The sequence below is a fragment of the Pseudomonas sp. SJZ074 genome (assembly GCF_007828215.1).
Lineage (GTDB): Bacteria > Pseudomonadota > Gammaproteobacteria > Pseudomonadales > Pseudomonadaceae > Aquipseudomonas.
Genome location: NZ_VIUE01000003.1, coordinates 25,985 through 46,547, shown reverse-complemented (window position 1 = coordinate 46,547; position 20,563 = coordinate 25,985). Strand labels below are relative to the sequence as shown.

The window sequence follows — 20,563 nt, the reverse complement described above, 5'->3', positions numbered from 1 at the left end:
TCCGCGGTTCAAACGATGGTGAACAGCGGTTGGTCGTACTCAACCGGCTGGCCGTCTTCAACGAGGATGGACTCGATCACACCGCTGGTTTCAGCTTCGATGTGGTTCATCATCTTCATGGCTTCGACGATGCACAGGGTGTCGCCTTTCTTCACGGTCTGGCCCACTTCAACGAAGGATGGCGAGGTTGGCGAAGACTTGCGATAGAAGGTGCCCACCATTGGCGAACGAGCGACAGTGCCGTTGAGCGCTGGAGCGGCGGCCGCAGCTGGAGCAGCGGCCGGAGCAGCAGCGGCCGGAGCGGCTGGCGCTGCGGCGGCTGGAGCCTGCATCGGTGCCGGAGCGTAGAACTGCTGGGCTGGAGTCTTGCTATGACGACTGATGCGTACGGACTCTTCGCCTTCCTTGATCTCCAGCTCGTCGATGCCGGACTCTTCCAGCAATTCGATCAGTTTCTTAACTTTACGGATATCCATGAATCATCAACTCCCAAGGGTCGGTCAGGGGCGTTTAACGCTTGTTGTTCAAGCTGTTGCCTGTTTTTCAAGCTGCTCTAGGGCGGCCTCCAGGGCCAGTCGGTAACCGCTGGCGCCAAGGCCGCAGATCACTCCCACCGCTACATCGGAGAAGTAGGAATGATGGCGGAAAGGTTCGCGTTTGTGCACGTTGGACAAATGCACTTCGATGAATGGGATGCTCACTGCCAGCAACGCGTCACGTAATGCGACACTTGTATGCGTAAAAGCTGCTGGATTGATCAAAATGAAGTCCACGCCTTCGCTACGGGCGGCATGGATGCGGTCGATCAATTCGTATTCGGCGTTGCTTTGCAGATAGAGCAGATGATGGCCGCCGGCGCGGGCCCGCTGCTCCAGGTCCTGGTTGATCTGGGCCAGTGTTACGGCTCCATAGACGCCCGGTTCACGGGTGCCCAGCAGGTTCAGGTTGGGTCCGTGCAGGACTAAAAGGGTCGCCATCTGCTGTTCCTTATTATCTGTGAGCAGGTATCAGAACCCGGCGACTATGCCGCAAACCCTTAATGACTGTCCAGTTCTCGGCAATAGCCGGCACGATGAGCGATGTTTGCGAAAAATTTATGACCATGGTTCTGGGTTTGGTCACCGTGGCCCTGTGGGAGCTTGCTCGGGCTGTACGGATTTTTGACCGGGTACATATCCATTGCTGCGGTAACGGCGGCTTAGGGTTCCGCCCTGACGGCGGGTTACTTTGAAAAGCGCAAAAGTAACGAAAACGCTCTTGCCCCACCACTACGCAATGCCTGCGTTCGGCCTTCGTGGTTAACGGGGCATCCAAGATCAAGATCAAAAGCCAAAGCGAGGCAGCTTGCCGACCTATTTCCCCAGCTGTACCTGAGGACACACCACCTGTGGGAGCAAAGCTCGCTCGCGATGGCTGTGGCACATTCGACACTCATGCAAGCTGACCCACCGCTATCGCGAGCAGGCTCGCTCCCACAGGAGATTGGCGGTGAGTATGGATGTTGTGTTCAGCCTGGATCTGGGGTGGGAGCGGGCTTGCTCGCGAAGAGGGCGGCACATTCGACGCCTATGCAAGCTGACCCACCGCAATCGCGAGCAAGCCCGCTCCCACAGGAGATTGGTGGTGGCCGTTGAGTCAAACACGAAACGCCTGCACCGCCGTGTGCAGGCGCCCACCCAGCATCAGTAGGTTTTCGCCCTGTTCCCGTCCCTGGCCGATACGCAGCAGGTTCTCCCCGCCCAACTGGTGAATGCGCTCGCTGTGATCGCGGATTTCGCTGACGGCGCCGCTCTGTTGGGCGGTGACTTCGGCGATGCGCACGGCGGTGTCGGCGATGGTCTGGATGGCGTCGACGATTTTATCCAGTGCGCCGTCGGCCGCTTGTGCCTGGTTGGCGGTGGCTTCGGCGTGTTCGACTTGGGCGCGCATGCCATCGACTGATTGACGCGCGGCCTGTTGCAGGCGGGCGATCAACGCCTGGATTTCGGCCGTGGCTCCCGCCGTGCGTTGGGCCAGGGAACGGACTTCCTCGGCCACCACCGCAAAGCCCCGGCCCATCTCGCCGGCGCGGGCGGCTTCGATGGCGGCATTGAGGGCCAGCAGGTTGGTCTGGTCGGCAATCGAGCGAATCACCGTCAGCACACCGCCGATGGTGGCCGATTCTTCCGCCAACTGTTCGATCATCTGCGCGTTGCCTTGTACTTCGCCCACCAGTGCATGCAGTCCGGTAAGGCTCAAACCTATGACTTTCTGCCCTTGCTCCACCGCATGCCCGGCGCGGCGGCTGGCGTCGGCGGCCTGGCTGGCATCGCCGGCCACTTGCTGAATCGTCGCTTCGAGTTCGCTGAGGGAGTCGCGGATCAGCGCCGTATCGTCGGCCTGATATTCCGCGCCGCTGTGCATGTCGGCGCTGAGATCGGCCAGGGCCCGGCTGCTGCCGGCGACCTGCTCGGCGTTCAGGTGAATGGTACCCACCAGATCCGCCAGATAGGCCCGCAGCCGATTGAGTGACGCTTGGATGTCTTGCAGCTCACGGTTGCTGGCGCCCACATGGATGTCGCGGCTGAAGTCGCCTTCGGCCCAGGTCGACAGGGCTGGCGCGAGGTGCGTCAGGGTCCGCGCCAGGCGTCGTTGCAAGGTGTCGATAAGCAGTGCGATCAACAGAATCAAGCCAATCATCAGTCCCTGGATCAATCGGACCTCGCCTTGGATCTGCCCGTGTTGGGTACGCACCACTGGTTCCAGGGCGTTGATCGCCTGTTGCACGTCGGCGGTTTTCACATGGGTTGCATTGCTCAGTTCGGTGCGCTTCTGGATCAACTCGCGGGTGCGCGCCAGTTCCGTGGGGTAGCGACCGAGCAGGCTGTTGAGTTCGCGCTTGAGAGCGATGCCGGCGTCTTCGGCGACGGCTTTTTCCTGGTTTTCCAGGCCCATCAGCGCGGCGAAATCATCGCCGGCGGAATCACTGCTGCTTGTCACCCCCAGCAATGGCAGGCTGTCCAGTTGACCGGCCTGCGCACGGATACTGGCCACTTCCCGCTCGACATCAGTGGCCAGTTCGCTGCGCCCGCTGCTGACCAGCTTGTCCCGTGCCAGGGACAGCCGCCCCAGGTGCTGCGATGCGCTGAACAGCAAAGGCAGGTAGCTCGGGGCACCGTTGGCGTACCGGGCGAGCTGGTCCAGGTTGGCGCCCAGTTCACGCTCGGCCTGCAACAGCAGGGCTTGGGGATCGCCGGCCAGCTTGCCGGCGGCCAGCAGGTCGGTCTTGCTGAAGTCTTCCAGGCTCGACAGGCTTGGCCTGAGGGTTCGGGCCAACGCCGGGGGAAATTGATCCAGTTCTTTTTGCAGGGTGTCGAGGGACTGGCTGGCGGCGCTGAGGCGCAAGGTGTCGCCACTGGCCAGATAATCCTCGATGTTGCGCGTCACCTCACCCTGGAATTGCCGGGACAGGCCCAGGTAGCGCTCCATCAACAGGTAAGGACGTTCCAGGGCGACTTGGGACCACCATAGCGTGGCGCCGAGGCCCAGGCAGACGGCCAATAAGAGCAGGGTATTGAGGTTGGTCAGCAGTTTCAGGCGCATTCAAGGTCTACCGGGGGCAGAATCGTAAGTGCCTGAATTTATTGCGCTTGGGTTACAAGTTTATGACTGAATCGGTTGATTCCGATGAAAAGGTGGCACTTTGCCTTGCGTTTTGTACCCGGTTGCGACCGGCGTGCTTGGCGCGATACAGGGCTTCATCCGCCTCACTGGCCATCATCAGGCTGTCGGACTCCTGGCTCATCTCTACTACACCGGCACTGAACGTGCACCACAGGTCCTGGGGCTGGGCCGGGTAGTGGATTTCAGCAAAGCGTTGGCGGATTTCATCCAGCACCGAGCAAGCGTCGTTGATGTTGGTGTCCGGCATGACAATGGCGAACTCTTCGCCACCATAACGGCCGATGAAATCGGTCTTGCGCAGACGCTGCTTGAGAAACAACGCCAGGCTCTTGATCACCCGGTCCCCCATGGGATGGCCATGGCTGTCGTTGACCCGTTTGAAATGGTCGATGTCCAGCATGGCGAAGCTCAGCGGCTTGCCTTCGCGGCGGGCTCGGAAGCAGCAGTCTTCGAGCAGTTGCAGGATGTGGGTGTGGTTGTACAGGCCGGTGAGGCTGTCACGCACCATCCGCGCCTTGAGGTTGCGGGCCCGGGCCGCGCGATTGCGCACGGTGGTGATCAGGTGGCGGGGCTTGATCGGTTTGGTCAGGAAGTCGTCGCCGCCTTCGCTCATGGCATCGAGCTGCTTGTCCAGGTCGTCTTCGGCGGACAGGTAGATGATCGGTACGCTGACATAGCGGTCATTGTGACGGATCACCTTCGCCAGTTCCGTACCGGTGCAGGCGGGCATGTACATGTCGAGAATGATCAGGTCGGGCTGGAAATCAGCCAGTTCGGCCATGGCCTGGATCGGTTCGATCAACGTGCGGGTCACGATGCCGGCACTGTTGAGCAGGCGCTCGGTGTGCAGGGCCTGGGCGCGGGAGTCATCGATGATCAGCACTTTATAGGGTTCGTACTGGGCGACGCAGGTCAGCACCTCGATCTTTTCCAGCAGGCTCGAGGCCTCGAGGGTGCCGGTGAGGAATTCCTGCCCGCCGGCGCGCACGGCCGCCAGACGGGTCGGGGTATCGGTTTCCAGCAGGCTGAAGAACAACAGGGGCAACGGCTGTTCCAGGCCTTGCTGGGCTTCGGCCGCCAGTTTCAGACCGATGCCGGGGCCACTGAAGTCCACGTCCATGACAATCGCCGCCGGCAGCCGCTCGACCATCGAGGCACGAAATGCCGCGACACTGTCCAGCGCCTGGGCGCTGAGGCCGAAGAACTCCAGTTGCTTGGCCAGGCGCTCGGCACGGTCATGGTCTTGCAGCAACACATAGATGGGTTTGCGCAACGGTGGCAGAAAGGTCTGTTCGAGCTGGTCCCCATGACGCAGGCCGGTACGGGACAGGCGCTGCATCAGACGATTGATCTCGGTGATCAGTTGACTGCTCAACCGCCCGCGATTGGCATCCACCGCTTGCAGTGACTGGCTGATGCCGTGGGCCAGTTGGGAGTGCTCCGGCTGTTCGAAACGCTCGGCAAAACGCAGCAGGCGCAGATTGGCCTCGCTGAGCTCCAACAGGTCGGTGCTGGACCACTCGCTGCGTTGCAGGCGCTGCCAGATCTCCAGGATCTGACGAGCCTGATGAATTACCCGCTGGGCAAAGTGGTGCTTGAGGCGCTCACGGCTGGGGTCTTCTGGCTCGGTCATTATCCTGACTACTTAGTTAGATACATGCTGAGGTCGACTGGTGGCTCTATGCTAGCATCTCTTTTCATACGCATGAGTGTCGTACGTCAATAATCTACCCGGCAGCGACATTCAGTTTATGACCGGTCGGTTTCGTAGGCCGATGGCCGCGCTTCCTTTATAGTTGCCATCCGACTGCCTTGCCTGGGCCAGCATGATTTACGCGGGATTTATCGCGTTTCAAATCAGGCACGATGGCGTAGGGTTGTGGTCGAACCGTGAACTCAAGTGATTGAAGGGACATCGCCATGCTGGACTGGAAAAACCGCGCGGGCAGCGCACCTGAACGTGCCGCCGAGCCGAAATCGGCCGCCCGCAGCTACCTGGGTGGGCTGTTTTTCAGCCGCGCGCTGGCCACGCTGATCGGCCTGTATCTGCTGGTGACCATTGCCATCGGCTGGTATTGGAGCCAGGAGCCTGCGCTGTTTCCCGTGCAGCAGAATGCCCAGGCGGCAGCCGAGAGGGATGGCCGGCAAATGGTGGTCGGCTACACCACCGTCGAGACTCTCAAGACGGTGGCCGGTACCTTGCTGACCAAGCCGGGCGGCTACATTTCCAACGACCGTTTTCCACCCGGCCTGTGGATGGACAACATGCCGAGCTGGGAGTACGGCGTGCTGGTGCAGGTCCGTGACCTGAGTCGCGCCTTGCGCAAGGACTTCGCCCGTTCCCAGTCCCAGTCCGCCGAGGACGCCGACCTGGCCAAGGCCGAGCCGCGTTTCAACTTCGATAACCGCAGTTGGGTGCTGCCCTCCAGCGAGTCGGAGTACCAGGAAGGCATCAATTCCCTGAGCCGCTATCAGGCGCGCCTGTCCGATCCAGCCCAGAAAAGCGCGTTGTTCTATGCCCGTGCCGACAACCTGAACAACTGGCTGGGGGATGTCGGTACTCGCCTGGGGTCGCTGTCCCAGCGCCTGTCGGCCAGTGTCGGCCGGGTCAAGCTCAACACTTCGCTGAAAACCGAAGTCCCGGCCCCGGGCCAGGTACCGCAGGTGGATGAAGAAGTGGTCGAGACCCCATGGCTGCAGATTGATAACGTGTTCTACGAAGCACGCGGCCAGGCCTGGGCCTTGTCCCATCTGCTACGCGCCATCGAAGTCGACTTCGCCGATGTGTTGGCGAAGAAGAACGCCACGGTCAGCGTGCGGCAGATCATTCGTGAGCTGGAGGCCTCCCAGGAGCCGGTCTGGAGTCCGATGATCCTCAACGGCAGCGGTTTCGGTGTCTTGGCGAACCACTCTCTGGTCATGGCCAACTACATCTCCCGGGCCAACGCGGCGGTGATCGATTTGCGGCAATTGCTGAACCAGGGCTGACCCATGAGCGAAAGTCCCCGGGAGGCCGCTCACCGAGTGGCCTCGGATGCCGAGCTGATCGCTTGGGTCGATGAACACGACAACCTGCTTGGCAGCCTGGTGCGTTCGGACTTGCGCGAGCGTGGCCTGATCGGGCGTGGTACCTACATCATGCTGTTCAACTCGGCGGGTGAGCTGTGCGTCCACCGGCGAACCCTGAGCAAGGCGATCTATCCGGGCTTCTGGGACGTAGCGGCGGGCGGGATGGTGCAGGCCCACGAAACCTATGCCGAGTCGGCGGCCCGTGAACTGGAAGAGGAGCTGGGCGTGAGCGGGGTGCCGCTTACCGCCCATGATCATTTCTACTTTGAAGACCCGGGCAGTCGTCTGTGGTGCTCGGCGTTTTCTGCGGTGTGGGACGGCCCCTTGGTATTGCAGCCTGAAGAGGTGCTTGAAGCGCGCTTCATGCCGATCGAACAGGTACTGGATGAAATCCGGCACAAGCCTTATTGCCCGGACTCATTGGCGGCGCTTGAGCGCTATCTGCGCGGTGTCGCAAAGAAGCTGTAAATTGGCGCGGATTGGCCCTTAGCAAGTCGGCTTTTTGCCGTTACACTGCGCGACTTTTCAAGCTGAACCGACGTCTTGCGGTCCAGTAGCGCTGCCCCTGCCTGAGTGGGGCTTCGCGGTCGAGGCACTTTCCCCGACCAGTCTTTGTCCTCCCAAGAGGATTGCCGGTGGCCAAAAAAGCCGCATCCTTCGCCGCCCTGGGCGGCCTGGTATTTTCTACCGACGCCGGTCGTCATTGCCCCGATTGCCGTCAGCCGGTGGATGCCTGCATCTGTAAACAGACCGTCATCCCCGCAGGTGACGGTATTGCCCGTGTGCGCCGTGAAAGCAAGGGCCGTGGCGGCAAGACGGTGACCACGATCACCGGTGTGCCATTGGCCGAAGATGCGCTCAAGGAACTGGCCACCACGTTGAAGAAACGCTGTGGCACCGGTGGCGCGTTGAAAGACGGCGTCATCGAGATCCAGGGCGACCACGTTGAGCTCTTGCTGGCGGAACTGGTCAAGCACGGTTTCAAGGCAAAGAAATCCGGCGGCTAGCAGCCTCTGTGAAGACCGCTCCGGCTTGATCCGAACCCGATGTCCGAGGTCGCCCATAGGGTTTTCACAGAGCCTGTTCTGAACGGGTTTCTAAACTCAGCGCTGCCAGCAGGGTCTACCCTGCTTGCAGGCAAATCGTCATTTCCATTCTCTAGACTGCGCCAGCCTCCGACCGGATGGTGCATTTTGACTTCTTTATAGGGGACTTCGATGTCCGTACGACGCACACGCAAAGACGATGGCAGCCAATGGACAGTTGCGGACAGCCGCAGTGTTTATGGGATTCGCCATTGGGGGGCCGGGTATTTCGCGATCAATGACGCCGGTCGCGTCGAAGTTCGTCCGAACGGTCCCGACAGTTCGCCCATCGATCTGTTCGAGCAGGTCGATCAACTGCGCCAGAGCGGCCTGTCGTTGCCCTTGCTGGTGCGCTTCCCCGACATCTTGCAAGACCGTGTGCGCCAGCTCACCGGTGCCTTCGACAGCAACATCGCGCGCCTGGAATACCAGAGCCAGTACACCGCGCTCTATCCGATCAAGGTCAACCAGCAGGAAGCGGTGATCGAGAACATCATCGCCACCCAGAATGTCTCCATCGGCCTGGAAGCCGGCTCCAAGCCGGAGTTGCTGGCGGTGCTGGCCCTGGCGCCGAAGGGCGGGACCATCGTCTGCAACGGTTACAAGGACCGTGAGTTCATCCGCCTGGCGCTGATGGGCCAGAAGCTGGGCCACAACGTGTTCATCGTGATCGAGAAAGAGTCCGAAGTCGGCCTGGTGATCGAAGAGGCCGCTTCGCTCAAGGTCAAGCCACAGGTTGGCCTGCGGGTGCGCCTGTCGTCCCTGGCGTCGAGCAAATGGGCCGACACCGGTGGCGAGAAGTCCAAGTTCGGCTTGTCCGCCGCACAGCTGCTGTCAGTGGTCGAACGTTTCCGCGCGGCTGGCCTGGACCAGGGCATTCGCCTGCTGCACTTCCACATGGGCTCGCAGATCGCCAACCTGGCGGACTACCAGCACGGCTTCAAGGAAGCGATCCGTTACTACGGCGAACTGCGCAACCTTGGCTTGCCGGTGGATCACATCGACGTCGGCGGTGGCCTGGGCGTGGACTACGATGGTACGCATTCGCGCAATGCCAGTTCGATCAACTACGACATGGACGATTACGCCGGTGTCGTAGTCGGCATGCTCAAGGAGTTCTGCGATGCCCAGAGCCTGCCGCATCCGCATATCTTTTCGGAAAGCGGTCGCTCCCTGACTGCGCACCACGCGATGCTGGTGGTGCAGGTGACCGACGTGGAGAAGCACGTCGACGACATGCCGGTGATCGACAACAAGCAGGAACTGCCGGAAACCGTGCAGTGGCTGGTTGACCTGCTGGGCCCGACCGATATCGAGATGGTCACCGAAACCTACTGGCGCGCCACCCACTACATGAGCGACGTGGCCACCCAGTACGCCGATGGCAAGCTGACCCTGGCGGAAAAAGCCCTGGCCGAGCAATGCTATTTCGCCGTGTGCCGCCGCCTGCACAACTCGTTGAAGGCGCGCCAGCGCTCCCACCGCCAGGTGCTGGATGAACTCAACGACAAGCTCGCTGACAAATACATCTGCAACTTCTCGGTATTCCAGAGCCTGCCGGACACCTGGGCCATCGGCCAGGTGCTGCCGATCCTGCCGCTGCATCGTCTCGACGAGGAGCCGATGCGCCGTGCCGTGTTGCAAGACCTGACCTGCGACTCCGACGGCAAGATCAAGCAGTACGTCGACGAGCAGAGCATCGAGACCAGCCTGCCGGTCCATGCCCTCAATCCAGGCGAGGATTACCTGCTGGGAATCTTCCTGGTGGGTGCCTACCAGGAAATCCTCGGCGATATGCACAACCTGTTCGGCGACACCGATTCGGTGAACATCTACCAGAACGCCGACGGCAGTGTGTACCACGCCGGTATCGAAACCCACGACACCATCGAAGACATGCTGCGCTACGTGCACCTGTCGCCGGAAGAATTGATGACCCACTACCGCGACAAATGTGCCAGCGCCCGTATCAGCGCCGCCGAGCGCACCCAGTTCCTCGATGCCTTGCGCCTGGGGTTGACGCGTTCGTCGTACCTGTCGTCCTGATGCGAACACGGACCTGTTTGTCCGGGGACATGATTAACACCTGTGGCGAGGGGATTTATCCCCGCTGGATCGCGTAGCGCCCCCAAGACCGAGCTCTGCCGCCCAACGGGGATAAATCCCCTCGCCACAAAGCCTCTTCAGGTTTCTACTTGATTGATCAGCGCCGCCCTTCGGGCTGTCAGAAAACTCACCATATATTGTGTGTTTTTTCGGATAGTTTCGGAGGGCGTTTTTATTTGTGCGGCTGTTAATTCCGAGCGCCGGGTCATTTACTCAATACTGTCCTCATTTCATGTAGTCCCTTTCCTAACTTGTACTTGGGCTCTCTACTCCGCCATGGCTCTCAGCGAGAATCCCCGGCCGCCCCTCCTGTAGAGATACGCCGATGTCCGATCCAGCCAACGAGCCGTCACTTCGTCTGGAGATAGCCGGTCTGCCCGAACCCTTTGTCGTGTCGGCCTTCATGGGTAGCGAAGCCATCAGCGAACCTTTTGCCTATGAGGTGGAGTTGTCGCCCGGCGACACGCCGCCGGACCTGGCGGGCTTGTTATACCGCAGCGTCTGGTTGAGTTTCGGGGAGGCGGGCGGGGGCATCCACGGTCAGCTTCACGAGCTTGTGCAGCAGCGTCCCGACGCCGGCTGTCGCCTGCGTATCGGGCCGAAGCTGGCCTGCCTGGCGCAGCGCTTCAACCAGCGGGTACTGAGCGACTGCACGGTGCCGCAGATCATCCGCCAGGTGCTCAAGGGCCATGGCATCGGCGGTCGCCAGCTGTGCCTGGACTTGACGGGAGAATACCCGCCGCAGGATTTCTGTACCCAATACCGCGAGTCGGACCTGCAGTTTCTCCAGCGGGTGTGTGCCCAGGCAGGCATCCACTTCCATTTCGAACAGGCTCGGGACGGACATTGCCTGGTGTTCTCCGACAACGCGGGCGGCTTTACTCCTGTCGACGAGGCAGCCTACGGGACGACTCCTGGAGTTCAGGTTTTCAACGTGCAAACCAGCGCGTCGGGGGAACAGGTCGCCCAAGGCAGCAGTGATCTGATGGGACTGTACAGCGGGCAGGTGCTGTTGCTCACGGCCCATCCTTTCAGCGACTGGAACCAACGCTGGCTGCTGACGAAGGTGGAGCACCGAGCTGGGGCGTGGGGGTATGGTAACCACTTCCAGGCCGTTCCCTGGGAATTGCCGTTTGTGGCGACCGGCCTTCCCGCCAGGCCGCGCATGCTGGGCCGGCAGCGCGGGTGGGTGGTGGAAGTGGACGAGCCGGTGCCGCAGATGGCCGGGCGGGTGGCGGTGCAGTTCGATTGGGTCTATCAGGGGGAGGGGGCCAGTCCCAGTCATTGCTGGCTGCCATTGGCACCCGCGCTGGCCGTCCGCGGAATGGGCACTTTGCGGGCGGGCACCGAGGTGTTGGTCAGTTTCTGCGAGGGCGACCCGGATCGGCCCATGATCAGCGCGCTTCTTGATGCGCCGGCTGCTGCAGAAATAGCCGATGCAGCGCCCCCTGACTCGACGCCCCATGAAGCACCGTGGCCATCCGGAGCCGATCCGGCGTTGCTATCTGCGATCCAGGCGGCCGAGCCGCTGGTGTTGCTCTGCCTGTTGCCCGGGGGCGGCAGCTTCAGTGCCTGTAATCAACCGATATGCACCTGCCGACTGGTGACACGGCGCGACACGGGTGCCGCACCATGAGCGCTGCAAGCCTGGCCGGAACAACGCCTCAATGGTTGCTGCTCGACATTCCCGGCGTCCCCGGGGCGGCGCGGCGTCTACAAGAGCAGTTCGCGCAAGCGCGGTGCTTTGCCTTGTTCGAGGACACCGAATGGCATGGGCTCAAGGAGCACGGTCCGCTGCTGGTGGACTTGCAGCAAGCGCCGGCGCTGGCGAGCCTGTGCCATGTCGATGCGGATGCCTGGCCGGGGCTGTTGTTGGTGAGCGAATCGCCGGCGTCGCAGTTGCTGGCGCATCTGCGACGCATGCTGACCGTGACCTTGGGTCCTCACCACAAGGCGCTGTTGAGCTATTACAACCCCCACACCGCCAGCTATTTCTTCGACGGCTGCGACCCCGGGGAGCTCAGTTGCTGGCTCGGGCCGATCCGCCTGCTGCGCTGGTTCGGCGGTACCTGGGCCGACCGGGCCATCGGCAGTCAGGGCTGGCAGCAACTGTCCAACCCGGGGCTGCCCGTGGCGCCGCTGGAGAATGAGCACAGCCTCAGCGATCGACAACAGCACAAATTGCAGCAATGCCTGCTGGAGCGTCATGCCTGGCACTGGTCTCGTGCCACCGGACGAGAGTACCGAGCGCTCTGGGATTGCCTGGAGCAGGGCTTGAAACTGGGGTTTACCGAACGGGAAGTACTCGACGGCTGGCTGTGGCTGCGTCTGCAACACCCCGACGTCCGGCCGCCGCCAGCGCTGGTCGGCGGCTCCCAGCGCGAGCGTCTCGAACATCTGCGACGATTGTGGCAAGGCAATGAGGGGTGAGGCGCTATTGGGCCTGGGCTGCGAGCCAGCGACCCTGGCGGTGCAATTGCCAGGCGAAACCACCGAGGGTCAGGCTGCGCAACGCCATGAATAACAGGAAGGTGATCCATAGGCCATGGTTGCCCAGCGCTTGCAGGGCCCAGGCAAAGGGCAGTACCAGCAACAGGGTCAGCAGCATGCCGTTGCGCATTTCCCGGGCGCGGGTGGCGCCGATGAACAAGCCGTCGAGCACATAGCTCCAGACAGCGATCAGCGGCAGGGCGGCAAGATAAGGCAGGTAGCGGTAGGCGGTGTCACGCACGTCGGGGATGTCGGTCTGCATATCGACGAACAGATGCCCGGCGAGCAGGAACAGCAGCGCGAACCCGATGCTTGCAATCAATGACCAACCGCACGCCACCACCAATGAGCGGCGTAGCGCCAGGCGGTCGCGGGCGCCAATGGCGTGGCCGCACAGCGCCTCGACGGCATGGGCGAGGCCGTCCAGGGCATGGGCCGTCAGCAACAGCCCGTTGAGCAGCAGCGCGTTGGCCGCAACGGTTGCATCCCCCAGGCGCGCGCCTTGTACGGTAATCAGGAAAAACACCGATTGCAGGGCCAGGCTGCGAATGAAAATGTCCCGGTTCACCGCCAGCAGCGGTCGCCAGTTCTGCCATACCCCCATGGCAGCCCAGACAATCTGCCCGGGCCAGGCCCGCAGAGTCTTGTGGGCCAGGGCCAGGCCGACCAGTGCCCCGGTCCACTCAGCGATCACCGAGGCCCGGGCTGAACCGGCCACGCCCCAGTCCAGACCAAGCACGAACCACAGGTTCAAGGCGATGTTCACCAGATTGGTGCTCAGCAGAATCGCCAGCGGTGCCCGGGCGTTCTGGGCCCCGAGAAACCAACCCACCAGCGCATAACTGGCCAGCGCCGCCGGAAGGCCGAAGAGCCGTGTGTAGAAGAAGTCCCGGGTCAACTGATTGAGTTCGGCGGACGGCTGCATGAAGTGCAACGCCACGTTGCTCAACGGCACCCCGACGATTCCGAGCGTCACCGCCAACCCCATCGCCAGCAACAGGCCTTGCAACAACACTTGCCGCAACGTTGCGCCATCGCCACGCCCTGCCGCCTGGGCGGCGAACCCGGTCGTGCCCATGCGCAGGAAACCCACGGCCCAGGCCAGTACCGTATACAAACTCGCCCCGACCGCCACCGCGCCCAACTGATGGGCATGGGGCAAATGGCCAATGACGGTGCTGTCCACCAGCGCCACCAGCGGCACGGAAATGTTCGAAAGAATCATCGGCGCGGCCAACGCCCAGACCCGACGATGGGTGAGATGGTCGCGCCAGTCGGCGAGCAGGTTGGACATGGGGGCTCCTTGGTGGAGCGCAATTGTAGCGGGTTTGTAGCGAGGGGATTTATCCCCTCGCTACAAGAGGTGATGTGTTTTTCGTTAGCGAGGGTCGACGTTGTCCAGCGCACGGTTGGCCAGTAAACCGCCCAGTTCGATCAACTGTTGGATGCCCAGGGCGATGTGGCGTCTGGAGCCGTCCAGCTCGAAGGCCAGGTCACAGGCCATGGCATTGGCCGAGGCCAGGGTTTCGCTGAGGTTGGCGAGCAGGCATTCGGTGTCGATACCGTTGACCACGGTGAAGAGCTGGCCTGGGGCGGTTTTGGCTTCGGTCGGTTCGGGTTTGAGGTAGTAATCGAGGGCGCGTTTGCTGGCTTTGTCGAAGGCTGTTGGGTCGAGGGGATCGCAGGGGGATGTCGGATCGGTGCTCGGTGGGTTGGGAGTTACCTTGAACATGATGAAGCTCCTTGATGAGTGGAGCCGTCATCCATCGCTGCTAAACGAGGTGGGTGGCGGCTGTACGCGGGTTAGCAGACCAGGCATCAAGGAACCCGGCGCACCGAAGTGCCCCACGCATAGCCGCCATAATGCTGAAAAACCAATACTGATCGATTGTTCAGATAGCGACACTGGCGTGCCTTGATGTTATCCGAGCTGCTAAACCCGATCGCTGAGTTGTCAGCGACGGGGAAACAATAAAACCCGGCCCCAAGGCGCACAAGCCGGCGGATTCTGGCGTAGTTGTAGGCAGCGGCGCAAGGCGATGTAGCCGGGGCCTACACCTGAGGGAGTGGAATAAACAGAGGGCTTTTGTGGCGAGGGAGCTTGCTCCCGCTGGGTGGCGCAGCCGCCCCAAACAGAACTGGCGCGGGCGTCCAGGCACACCGTATCAGCTGGTTTTACGACGGCTGCGCCGCCGAGCGGGAGCGAGCTCCCTCGCCACAGGGTGATGTGTTGCTTCGGTTAGCCTGGGTCGACGTTGTCCAGCGCACGGTTGGCCAGCAAGCCGCCCAGTTCGATCAACTGCTGGATGCCCAGGGCCACGTGGCGGCGCGAACCATCGAGATCGAAGGCCAGGTCAGCGGCCATGACGTTGGCGGAGGACAGGGTTTCGCTGAGGTTGGCGAGCAGGCATTCGGTGTCGATGCCGTTCACAACGGTGAACAGTTGGTCTGGCTTGGTTTCAGGCTGTTCGGGCTTGAGGTAGAAGTCGAGGGCGCGTTTGGCGGCTTTGTCGAAAGTCGTTGAGTCGGTGGGATCGCCGGGGGATGTTGAATCGGTGATCGGTGGGTTGGGGGTTACCTTGAACATGGTGAATCTCCGTGATTGGTTGAGCCACCACGACCTATCGCTAAACAAGTAAAGGTGGCGGCTGTACGCGGGTTAGCGATCCGGGTCACAGAAACCCCGGGTAGACCAGAAGGTCTCCCACGCACAGCCACCATGACGAGATTGCAGGAATAGAGCGTCTGCAATCGAGACTGGGCATTGTTGCGTCTGTATATGAAGCCGGATCGCTAAACCCGATCGCTGATTTGTCAGCGACGGGAAAACAATAAGACCCGGCCCCAAGGCGCACAAGCCGGCGGATTCTGGCGTAGTTGTAGGCAACGGCGCAAGGCGGTGTAGCCAGGGCCTACACCTGAAGGGGTGGAGTAAACAGAGGGTTTTTGTGGCGAGGGGATGAATCCCCTCGCCACAGGGAATCACACTGTCCCGGGGCAGGTGGTGATCCTTGAGTCAGTGAATGATCCAACTCAACAACCACAGCCCCAACACCAGCCAGATAATCCCCAGCACAATCGAGGCGCGCATGAAGGCGCGGATCGCCGAGTACAGCAGCATCAGCCCGAGGATCAGCGCAATGATGCTGATGATCGAGGTGTCCATGCCCAACGCCCGCGACAGGCCGTCGACGAAGTTGCCGCCGGCATTGGCCAGGGTGTTGAACAGGCCGCTGAGCAGGTCGACGATGAAACGGATTATCGAACCAAGTGCCTGGCCGAGCCATTCGAAAAAGCTTTCTACCTGCATGTTTGCATCCTGATGGAAGGGAATCGAGTCGAGCCTCGGGCTCCTGATTGTAGGAGCCATTGGCGCCGCGATCGTTCGATTATGGGGCAAATTGCCGCTTCGTATCGAGACGCTTGCCTTCCCCCGTCATCCCCCGGAAGCTATGGGCATCCAGGAGAGCCCGATGAACCTTGTTGAACTGACTGAACGCCTGCACGCCATTCGTGATCGCAACGAATGGCGTCCATTCCACAGCCCGAAAAACCTGGCCATGGCCGCCAGTGTAGAGATGGCCGAACTGGTGGAGATTTTCCAGTGGCTGACCGAGGACCAGTCGCGCCAGCTGCCGGCTGACAAACTGGCCCACGCCGGGCAGGAGGTCGGTGACATCATCCTGTACCTGTTGCTGCTGTGCAGCGAATTGGGCTTGGACATGGACGCCGTGGTGCGCAGCAAACTGGCCGACAGCGAGCGGCGGTTCGGCCAATGAGCGACCGTCATTTCGATCAGCTCGCCACGCGGTTTGCCGAAAAAATCTATGGCGGGGCCAAGGGCGCGATTCGCCTGGCGGTGCTCCAGGCCGATCTGCTCGAAGTGTTGCCGGAGCGCCCGTTGCGTGTGCTCGACATCGGCGCCGGCCTGGGCCATATGTCCTTGTGGCTGGCCGAGCGCGGTCATCATGTCACCCTGGCGGAACCGGCCGCACCCATGCTCGAAGGCGCCCGCCAGCGGTTTGCCGATGCCGGCCAGGAGGCAACCTTTATCCAGGCGCCTTGGCAGGAACTGCCGGGCCAGCTCAGCGAGCCGTACGACCTGGTGCTGTGTCACGCGGTGCTGGAGTGGCTGGCCGAGCCTCACACGATTCTGCCGGTGTTGCATCAACTCACGGCACCCGGCGGCTGGCTGTCGCTGGCGTTCTACAACCGTGACGCGCTGGTTTATCGGAACTTGCTCAAGGGGCATTTCCGCAAGCTGCGCAACAACGACATGGCCGGTGAAAAACAGAGCCTGACGCCGCAACAACCTCTTGATCCGCGAGTGTTGGCGGCGCAACTTGAGGGTGTGTGGCAGGTCGAAAGCCAGAGTGGCGTGCGGGTTTTTCACGACTACATGCCGGTGGAGTTTCAAGGTCGTGTAGAGCTGTCACAGTTGCTGGACATGGAGCTGGCCCACCGTCGCCATCCTGCGTTTGCCGGGCTGGGACGTTATCTGCACTGGATCTGCCGTCCCCTCTGATCGGAGAGTGAAATGCAAGGCCGTACAGCGTTACTGATGTTATGTCTGGGGCTGGCGGCCTGCCAGGGCACCAACCCCTATGTCGCCACCTCCAGGCCGCTGCCGCCGGCCCCGCCCGAGGCTGCTACGGTGTTCGACCGCAGCGCATACCCGGCGGCACCCCGTGACTATGGGCGCTATCGCAGTTGGGCCTGGCTCAACGGACGCCTGCCGGCGGGTACCGCGTGGGCAGATTCGGCCCAGGTGGCCGAGGCGGTGAGCAACGCTCTGGACCAGCGCGGCCTGCGTCCGCTGCATGACAACCGGCCGGCCGACCTGTTCGTCAGTGCCGACCTGCGGCTGGAGACCCGCCTGCGCCAGGTTCGGGAAGATTATGATTCGGGCTACTACGGAGGCTACAACCGCTACGGTCCTGGCTACGGCATGTACAACACCGTGCCGGTCGTGCGCACGTATCAGGAACAGGTTGTGGTGGTTCGCGTCGACCTGTTCGACGCCCGCAACGGCCAACCGGTGTGGAGTGCCAGTGCCGAAACCCCTCAGCGTGGCAGGCCGGGCGATAACACCGATGCTATTCGCGAGGCGGTGGAAAAAGCCATGTCGGCCTATCCGCCCAGTTGATTACGCAACAGGAGAAGCGTGATGTTCCATCGTCTTGCTCTACTGGGCCTTGCCCTGCTGCTCGGCGCCTGTGCGACCAACCAGGTCAACCATGATTTCGATACCAGCCGCGACTTCGCGGCCTATCGCAGCTGGAGCTGGAAAGAACCGGCGTTGCAGTACCGTCCCGATGATCCGCGGATCAAGAGTGACCTGACCGAGCAGCGGATCCGTCAGGCCGTGACCGATCAACTGGACCAGCGCGGCCTGCGCCCTGCCACCGGTGGGCGTGGCGATGTCCTGGTCCAGGCCTATCTGATCGTCGAGGACCGCCAGCAACAAGTGACCACCCACTATGGCGGCGGTTGGGGCGGGCCCTGGAACGGCTACTGGGGCGGGCCGATGTACAACGAAACCCGCAACGTCAGCTACAAGGTCGCGACCGTGCAGATCGACTTGCTCGATGGCAAGGACGGCAAGCTTGTCTGGCGTGGCAGCGATGAGCAACTGCTCAGCAGCTCACCCAACCCCGCTGACCGCGACAACGCGGTGCGCGAGACGGTCGGGCGTATCCTGGCCAACTATCCGCCGCGGTGATCACCGCTATCGCGAGCAGGGGATTTGTGTCGAAAGCAGATGTTTGGTCGCTGCAGATCCAATGTGGGAGCGAGCCTGCTCCGGGCGGCGATCCGACGATGACGGCAGTCCATTAAACATGGATGCAGGCTGACCCACCGCCTGGCTCAGGCAATCGGCTGCCAGCTCCCTGTCATGTGCTCCAGATTCCCCGACCCCACCAACTGCAAATCCCCACTGGACCCCGCTGAGCTCGCCAGCAGCGTCACTTCGCTGGGCAGGCGTACCGGTTTCTTGAAGCTCACCTCGATTTCGAGGTTGGCTTCGGGCAGGTGATCATCCAGTGCGGCCAGGGTCCGGGCTTTGTTCCACAGACCATGGGCGATGGCGGTGGGGAAGCCGAACATTCGCGCACTGATGGCACTCAGGTGGATCGGGTTGTAGTCGCCGGACACCTTGGCGTATTGCCGGCCGATGTCGGCAGGGGCTGTCCAGCGCGTCACTTCGGTCAGCGCCGGAGTCATCTGCGGTGGCGGCTCTACCAGCGCACCGTCAAGCTGTACGCCCTTACAGAGCATCTCGCTCTCGGCTTCCCACAGCGGTCCCAATTGATCCTCGATGCGGGTCACGAGGTTGAACACCGCGCCCTTGGGGTGGGGCTGCAGCTGTTCGACATTGACGCTGGCCCTTACCTGGCTGACGCCGCCCATGGGACGGAGCACGCGGATGCGGTTGCTCAGATGGATCAACCCCAACAGCGGGAACGGGAAGTCCCGGGCGGTGAGCAATTGCATCTGCAGGGCGAACGCCAGTACGTGGGGATAAGTCGGCGGTAGCAGTCCATTGTCGACAAAGCCACAGACCTTGCGATAGGCCACCAGGCGCTGCTGATCCACCTGGAGCACCTGGCGCAACCCGGTCTCCGGCAAGGTCTTGCCGGTGATCTTGCGACGAGTCGCGGCCTTCGCATAGAGCCCGGACATGCCCGGCGCGCTACTGACCTCATGCCATTGGATCGTCATGTTCAGGCTCCCAAAAGGCTTTGTCCGCAGACCCGCAGCGCCTGCCCGGTGACCGCCCCCGTGCCCGGCTGCGCGAGCCAGGCCACGGCTTCGGCGACGTCCTGAGGCAAGCCACCCTGGCCCAGGGAGCTCATGCGTCGCCCGGCTTCGCGCAGGGCGAAGGGGATTTCGGCGGTCATCCGGGTTTCGATGAAGCCGGGGGCCACGGCGTTGATGCTGATGCCTCGCGCCTGCAACAGCGGCGCCCAGGCCTGGGCCAGGCCGATCAACCCGGCCTTGCTCGCGGCATAGTTGGTCTGGCCGCGATTGCCGGCAATGCCGCTGATGGAGGCCAGCAAAACGACCCGGCCATTGTCCCGCAAGGTGCCGCTGTCGAGCAGGGCCTTGGTCAGTACCTGCGGTGCGTTGAGGTTGACCGCCAGCACTGCGTCCCAGAACTCTGGCGTCATGTTGGCGAGGGTCTTGTCCCGGGTGATGCCGGCGTTATGCACGACGATATCCACGCCGTCTGGCAGGTGTTCGATCAACTGGCTCGCAGCGTCTTCGGCGCAGATGTCCAGGGTCACGGCGCGCCCGCCCAGGCGCGCGGCGAGGGCGTCGAGATCGGCCTTGGCCTGGGGCACGTCCAGCAGGATCACGTCGGCGCCGTCACGGGCCAGGGTTTCGGCGATGGATGCACCAATTCCGCGGGCTGCGCCGGTGACCAGTGCCTTGAGCCCGGTGAGCGGTCGCGTCCAGTCCTGGACCTGGGCCTGGCAAGCGTTCAGGCGAATAACCTGCCCGGAAATGAACGCGCTCTTGGGCGACAGGAAGAACCGCAGCGGGCCTTCCAACTGGGTTTCGGCGCCGTCACCGACATACAACAGTTGCAGCGTGCCGCCATGGCGCAGTTCCTTGGCCAGCGAGCGACTGAACCCCTCCAGCGCTCGCTGGGTACTGGCGGCGAAGGGGTCCGTGAGATTTTCCGGGGCGCGACCGAGGATGACCACATGGGCGCTGCGGTCGAGATTTTTCATCAGCGGTTGGAAAAATTCCCGCAGTTGCTTGAGCTGATCGGCTTGGGCCAGATGGCTGGCGTCATACACCACGGCCTTGATTTTCGGGCCGTGGCCAGGGATCCACTCGGTGGCGAGGGTCGGTTCGGCGCCATAGACGAAAATCCCATCGGTCAGGCGCTTGGCGAACGTACCGATCGGCTCGATCAGCGGCCCGCCGCCCAGCAGCAGGGCGCCCTCGATAGGCCGCAGCCGCCCGGCCTGCCAGCGTTCCAGACGAACCGGCGAGGGCAGGCCAAGGGCACCGACCAGGCGCAGGCCAATGGGCGAATTGGCGAAGTCGATATAACGGTCAGACATGGAACGTACTCCGGCTGATGAGCTCCCAAGTGTGGACCATGATCGGCAATCAGTCGTTCGATTGGCGAGATA

Annotated in this window: 20 protein-coding genes; 10 read left to right on the top strand and 10 right to left on the bottom strand. The window is 62.2% G+C overall.

What is annotated here, in order from left to right:
• Positions 1 to 8: 8 nt before the first annotated feature.
• The 4 genes from accB to FBX99_RS04785 all read right to left on the bottom strand — a co-directional run bounded on the left by accB (position 9) and on the right by FBX99_RS04785 (position 5,296).
• Positions 9 to 476, bottom strand: a complete 468-nt coding sequence (gene accB, locus FBX99_RS04805) for an acetyl-CoA carboxylase biotin carboxyl carrier protein (RefSeq protein ID WP_144928561.1) — start codon at positions 474 to 476, stop codon at positions 9 to 11.
• 48 nt (positions 477 to 524) lie between these two features.
• Positions 525 to 977 (bottom strand): type II 3-dehydroquinate dehydratase, encoded by a 453-nt coding sequence (aroQ, locus tag FBX99_RS04800; RefSeq protein ID WP_144928563.1) that lies wholly within the window; start codon positions 975 to 977, stop codon positions 525 to 527.
• Positions 978 to 1,635: 658 nt separating this feature from the next.
• Positions 1,636 to 2,403 (bottom strand): methyl-accepting chemotaxis protein, encoded by a 768-nt coding sequence (locus FBX99_RS29490; protein WP_371923841.1) that lies wholly within the window; start codon positions 2,401 to 2,403, stop codon positions 1,636 to 1,638.
• Between the two features lie 1,231 nt (positions 2,404 to 3,634).
• The gene (locus FBX99_RS04785; protein WP_144930760.1) at positions 3,635 to 5,296 is read right to left on the bottom strand and encodes a diguanylate cyclase; all 1,662 of its coding nucleotides are present in this window, start codon (positions 5,294 to 5,296) and stop codon (positions 3,635 to 3,637) included.
• A 287-nt stretch (positions 5,297 to 5,583) separates the two neighbouring features.
• Between FBX99_RS04785 and FBX99_RS04780 the strand changes: the two genes are divergently transcribed.
• From FBX99_RS04780 to FBX99_RS04755, 6 genes are all read left to right on the top strand, one after another.
• Positions 5,584 to 6,651 carry a DUF2333 family protein gene (locus FBX99_RS04780; RefSeq protein ID WP_144930762.1) on the top strand — a complete coding sequence of 356 codons (1,068 nt, stop codon included), beginning with the start codon at positions 5,584 to 5,586 and terminating at the stop codon, positions 6,649 to 6,651.
• Between the two features lie 3 nt (positions 6,652 to 6,654).
• Positions 6,655 to 7,200: an NUDIX hydrolase gene (locus FBX99_RS04775; protein ID WP_145130785.1), complete on the top strand. Its 546-nt coding sequence runs from the start codon at positions 6,655 to 6,657 to the stop codon at positions 7,198 to 7,200.
• A gap of 167 nt (positions 7,201 to 7,367) precedes the next feature.
• Positions 7,368 to 7,739 (top strand): translation initiation factor Sui1, encoded by a 372-nt coding sequence (locus tag FBX99_RS04770; RefSeq protein ID WP_024781395.1) that lies wholly within the window; start codon positions 7,368 to 7,370, stop codon positions 7,737 to 7,739.
• Positions 7,740 to 7,949: 210 nt separating this feature from the next.
• On the top strand, positions 7,950 to 9,863 hold the full coding sequence (gene speA, locus FBX99_RS04765; protein WP_144930764.1) for an arginine decarboxylase: 1,914 nt from the start codon (positions 7,950 to 7,952) through the stop codon (positions 9,861 to 9,863).
• A gap of 385 nt (positions 9,864 to 10,248) precedes the next feature.
• Entirely contained in the window at positions 10,249 to 11,559 is a 1,311-nt protein-coding gene (locus FBX99_RS04760) for a type VI secretion system Vgr family protein (protein WP_144930766.1), read from the top strand.
• Entirely contained in the window at positions 11,556 to 12,353 is a 798-nt protein-coding gene (locus tag FBX99_RS04755) for a DUF4123 domain-containing protein (protein WP_144930768.1), read from the top strand. The genes FBX99_RS04760 and FBX99_RS04755 overlap by 4 nt, the downstream gene beginning before the upstream one ends.
• A gap of 4 nt (positions 12,354 to 12,357) precedes the next feature.
• On the opposite strand, the gene FBX99_RS04750 is transcribed toward FBX99_RS04755, so the two are convergent.
• The 4 genes from FBX99_RS04750 to FBX99_RS04730 form a co-directional block, all read right to left on the bottom strand.
• Entirely contained in the window at positions 12,358 to 13,707 is a 1,350-nt protein-coding gene (locus FBX99_RS04750; protein ID WP_144930769.1) for an MATE family efflux transporter, read from the bottom strand.
• 84 nt (positions 13,708 to 13,791) lie between these two features.
• Entirely contained in the window at positions 13,792 to 14,145 is a 354-nt protein-coding gene (locus FBX99_RS04745) for a DUF6124 family protein (RefSeq protein ID WP_144930771.1), read from the bottom strand.
• Positions 14,146 to 14,652: 507 nt separating this feature from the next.
• Entirely contained in the window at positions 14,653 to 15,000 is a 348-nt protein-coding gene (locus FBX99_RS04740; protein WP_144930773.1) for a DUF6124 family protein, read from the bottom strand.
• A gap of 429 nt (positions 15,001 to 15,429) precedes the next feature.
• Positions 15,430 to 15,723, bottom strand: a complete 294-nt coding sequence (locus FBX99_RS04730; protein ID WP_024780721.1) for a hypothetical protein — start codon at positions 15,721 to 15,723, stop codon at positions 15,430 to 15,432.
• Positions 15,724 to 15,886: 163 nt separating this feature from the next.
• On the opposite strand from FBX99_RS04730, the gene FBX99_RS04725 reads away from it, so the two are divergent.
• Genes FBX99_RS04725 through FBX99_RS04710 form a run of 4 tightly spaced genes read left to right on the top strand, consistent with a single transcriptional unit; the run spans position 15,887 to position 18,135 of the window.
• Positions 15,887 to 16,192, top strand: a complete 306-nt coding sequence (locus FBX99_RS04725; RefSeq protein ID WP_144930777.1) for a MazG-like family protein — start codon at positions 15,887 to 15,889, stop codon at positions 16,190 to 16,192.
• Positions 16,189 to 16,938: a methyltransferase domain-containing protein gene (locus FBX99_RS04720; RefSeq protein WP_144930779.1), complete on the top strand. Its 750-nt coding sequence runs from the start codon at positions 16,189 to 16,191 to the stop codon at positions 16,936 to 16,938. The genes FBX99_RS04725 and FBX99_RS04720 overlap by 4 nt, the downstream gene beginning before the upstream one ends.
• A gap of 12 nt (positions 16,939 to 16,950) precedes the next feature.
• The gene (locus FBX99_RS04715; protein WP_144930781.1) at positions 16,951 to 17,559 is read left to right on the top strand and encodes a DUF4136 domain-containing protein; all 609 of its coding nucleotides are present in this window, start codon (positions 16,951 to 16,953) and stop codon (positions 17,557 to 17,559) included.
• A gap of 21 nt (positions 17,560 to 17,580) precedes the next feature.
• Positions 17,581 to 18,135, top strand: coding sequence for a DUF4136 domain-containing protein (locus tag FBX99_RS04710; RefSeq protein WP_144930783.1), 555 nt, complete (start codon positions 17,581 to 17,583; stop codon positions 18,133 to 18,135).
• Between the two features lie 146 nt (positions 18,136 to 18,281).
• On the opposite strand, the gene FBX99_RS04705 is transcribed toward FBX99_RS04710, so the two are convergent.
• A complete protein-coding gene (locus tag FBX99_RS04705; protein WP_145130784.1) occupies positions 18,282 to 19,136 on the bottom strand; it encodes a MaoC/PaaZ C-terminal domain-containing protein in 855 nt (284 codons plus the stop codon).
• A 2-nt stretch (positions 19,137 to 19,138) separates the two neighbouring features.
• Entirely contained in the window at positions 19,139 to 20,491 is a 1,353-nt protein-coding gene (locus FBX99_RS04700) for a 3-oxoacyl-ACP reductase (RefSeq protein ID WP_144930787.1), read from the bottom strand.
• Between the last annotated feature and the right edge of the window lie 72 nt (positions 20,492 to 20,563).

Excerpts from the sequence above, each read along its gene's own strand:
- FBX99_RS04755 (WP_144930768.1), top strand. The coding sequence starts at position 11,556 with ATGAGCGCTGCAAGCCTGGCCGGAACAACGCCTCAATGGTTGCTGCTC.
- FBX99_RS04745 (WP_144930771.1), bottom strand. The coding sequence starts at position 14,145 with ATGTTCAAGGTAACTCCCAACCCACCGAGCACCGATCCGACATCCCCC.
- FBX99_RS04775 (WP_145130785.1), top strand. The coding sequence starts at position 6,655 with ATGAGCGAAAGTCCCCGGGAGGCCGCTCACCGAGTGGCCTCGGATGCC.
- FBX99_RS04725 (WP_144930777.1), top strand. The coding sequence starts at position 15,887 with ATGAACCTTGTTGAACTGACTGAACGCCTGCACGCCATTCGTGATCGC.
- FBX99_RS04715 (WP_144930781.1), top strand. The coding sequence starts at position 16,951 with ATGCAAGGCCGTACAGCGTTACTGATGTTATGTCTGGGGCTGGCGGCC.
- accB (WP_144928561.1), bottom strand. The coding sequence starts at position 476 with ATGGATATCCGTAAAGTTAAGAAACTGATCGAATTGCTGGAAGAGTCC.
- FBX99_RS04785 (WP_144930760.1), bottom strand. The coding sequence starts at position 5,296 with ATGACCGAGCCAGAAGACCCCAGCCGTGAGCGCCTCAAGCACCACTTT.
- FBX99_RS04700 (WP_144930787.1), bottom strand. The coding sequence starts at position 20,491 with ATGTCTGACCGTTATATCGACTTCGCCAATTCGCCCATTGGCCTGCGC.
- FBX99_RS04710 (WP_144930783.1), top strand. The coding sequence starts at position 17,581 with ATGTTCCATCGTCTTGCTCTACTGGGCCTTGCCCTGCTGCTCGGCGCC.
- speA (WP_144930764.1), top strand. The coding sequence starts at position 7,950 with ATGTCCGTACGACGCACACGCAAAGACGATGGCAGCCAATGGACAGTT.
- FBX99_RS04720 (WP_144930779.1), top strand. The coding sequence starts at position 16,189 with ATGAGCGACCGTCATTTCGATCAGCTCGCCACGCGGTTTGCCGAAAAA.
- FBX99_RS04760 (WP_144930766.1), top strand. The coding sequence starts at position 10,249 with ATGTCCGATCCAGCCAACGAGCCGTCACTTCGTCTGGAGATAGCCGGT.
- FBX99_RS04780 (WP_144930762.1), top strand. The coding sequence starts at position 5,584 with ATGCTGGACTGGAAAAACCGCGCGGGCAGCGCACCTGAACGTGCCGCC.
- FBX99_RS29490 (WP_371923841.1), bottom strand. The coding sequence starts at position 2,403 with ATGCACAGCGGCGCGGAATATCAGGCCGACGATACGGCGCTGATCCGC.
- FBX99_RS04750 (WP_144930769.1), bottom strand. The coding sequence starts at position 13,707 with ATGTCCAACCTGCTCGCCGACTGGCGCGACCATCTCACCCATCGTCGG.
- FBX99_RS04705 (WP_145130784.1), bottom strand. The coding sequence starts at position 19,136 with ATGACGATCCAATGGCATGAGGTCAGTAGCGCGCCGGGCATGTCCGGG.
- FBX99_RS04730 (WP_024780721.1), bottom strand. The coding sequence starts at position 15,723 with ATGCAGGTAGAAAGCTTTTTCGAATGGCTCGGCCAGGCACTTGGTTCG.
- FBX99_RS04740 (WP_144930773.1), bottom strand. The coding sequence starts at position 15,000 with ATGTTCAAGGTAACCCCCAACCCACCGATCACCGATTCAACATCCCCC.
- aroQ (WP_144928563.1), bottom strand. The coding sequence starts at position 977 with ATGGCGACCCTTTTAGTCCTGCACGGACCCAACCTGAACCTGCTGGGC.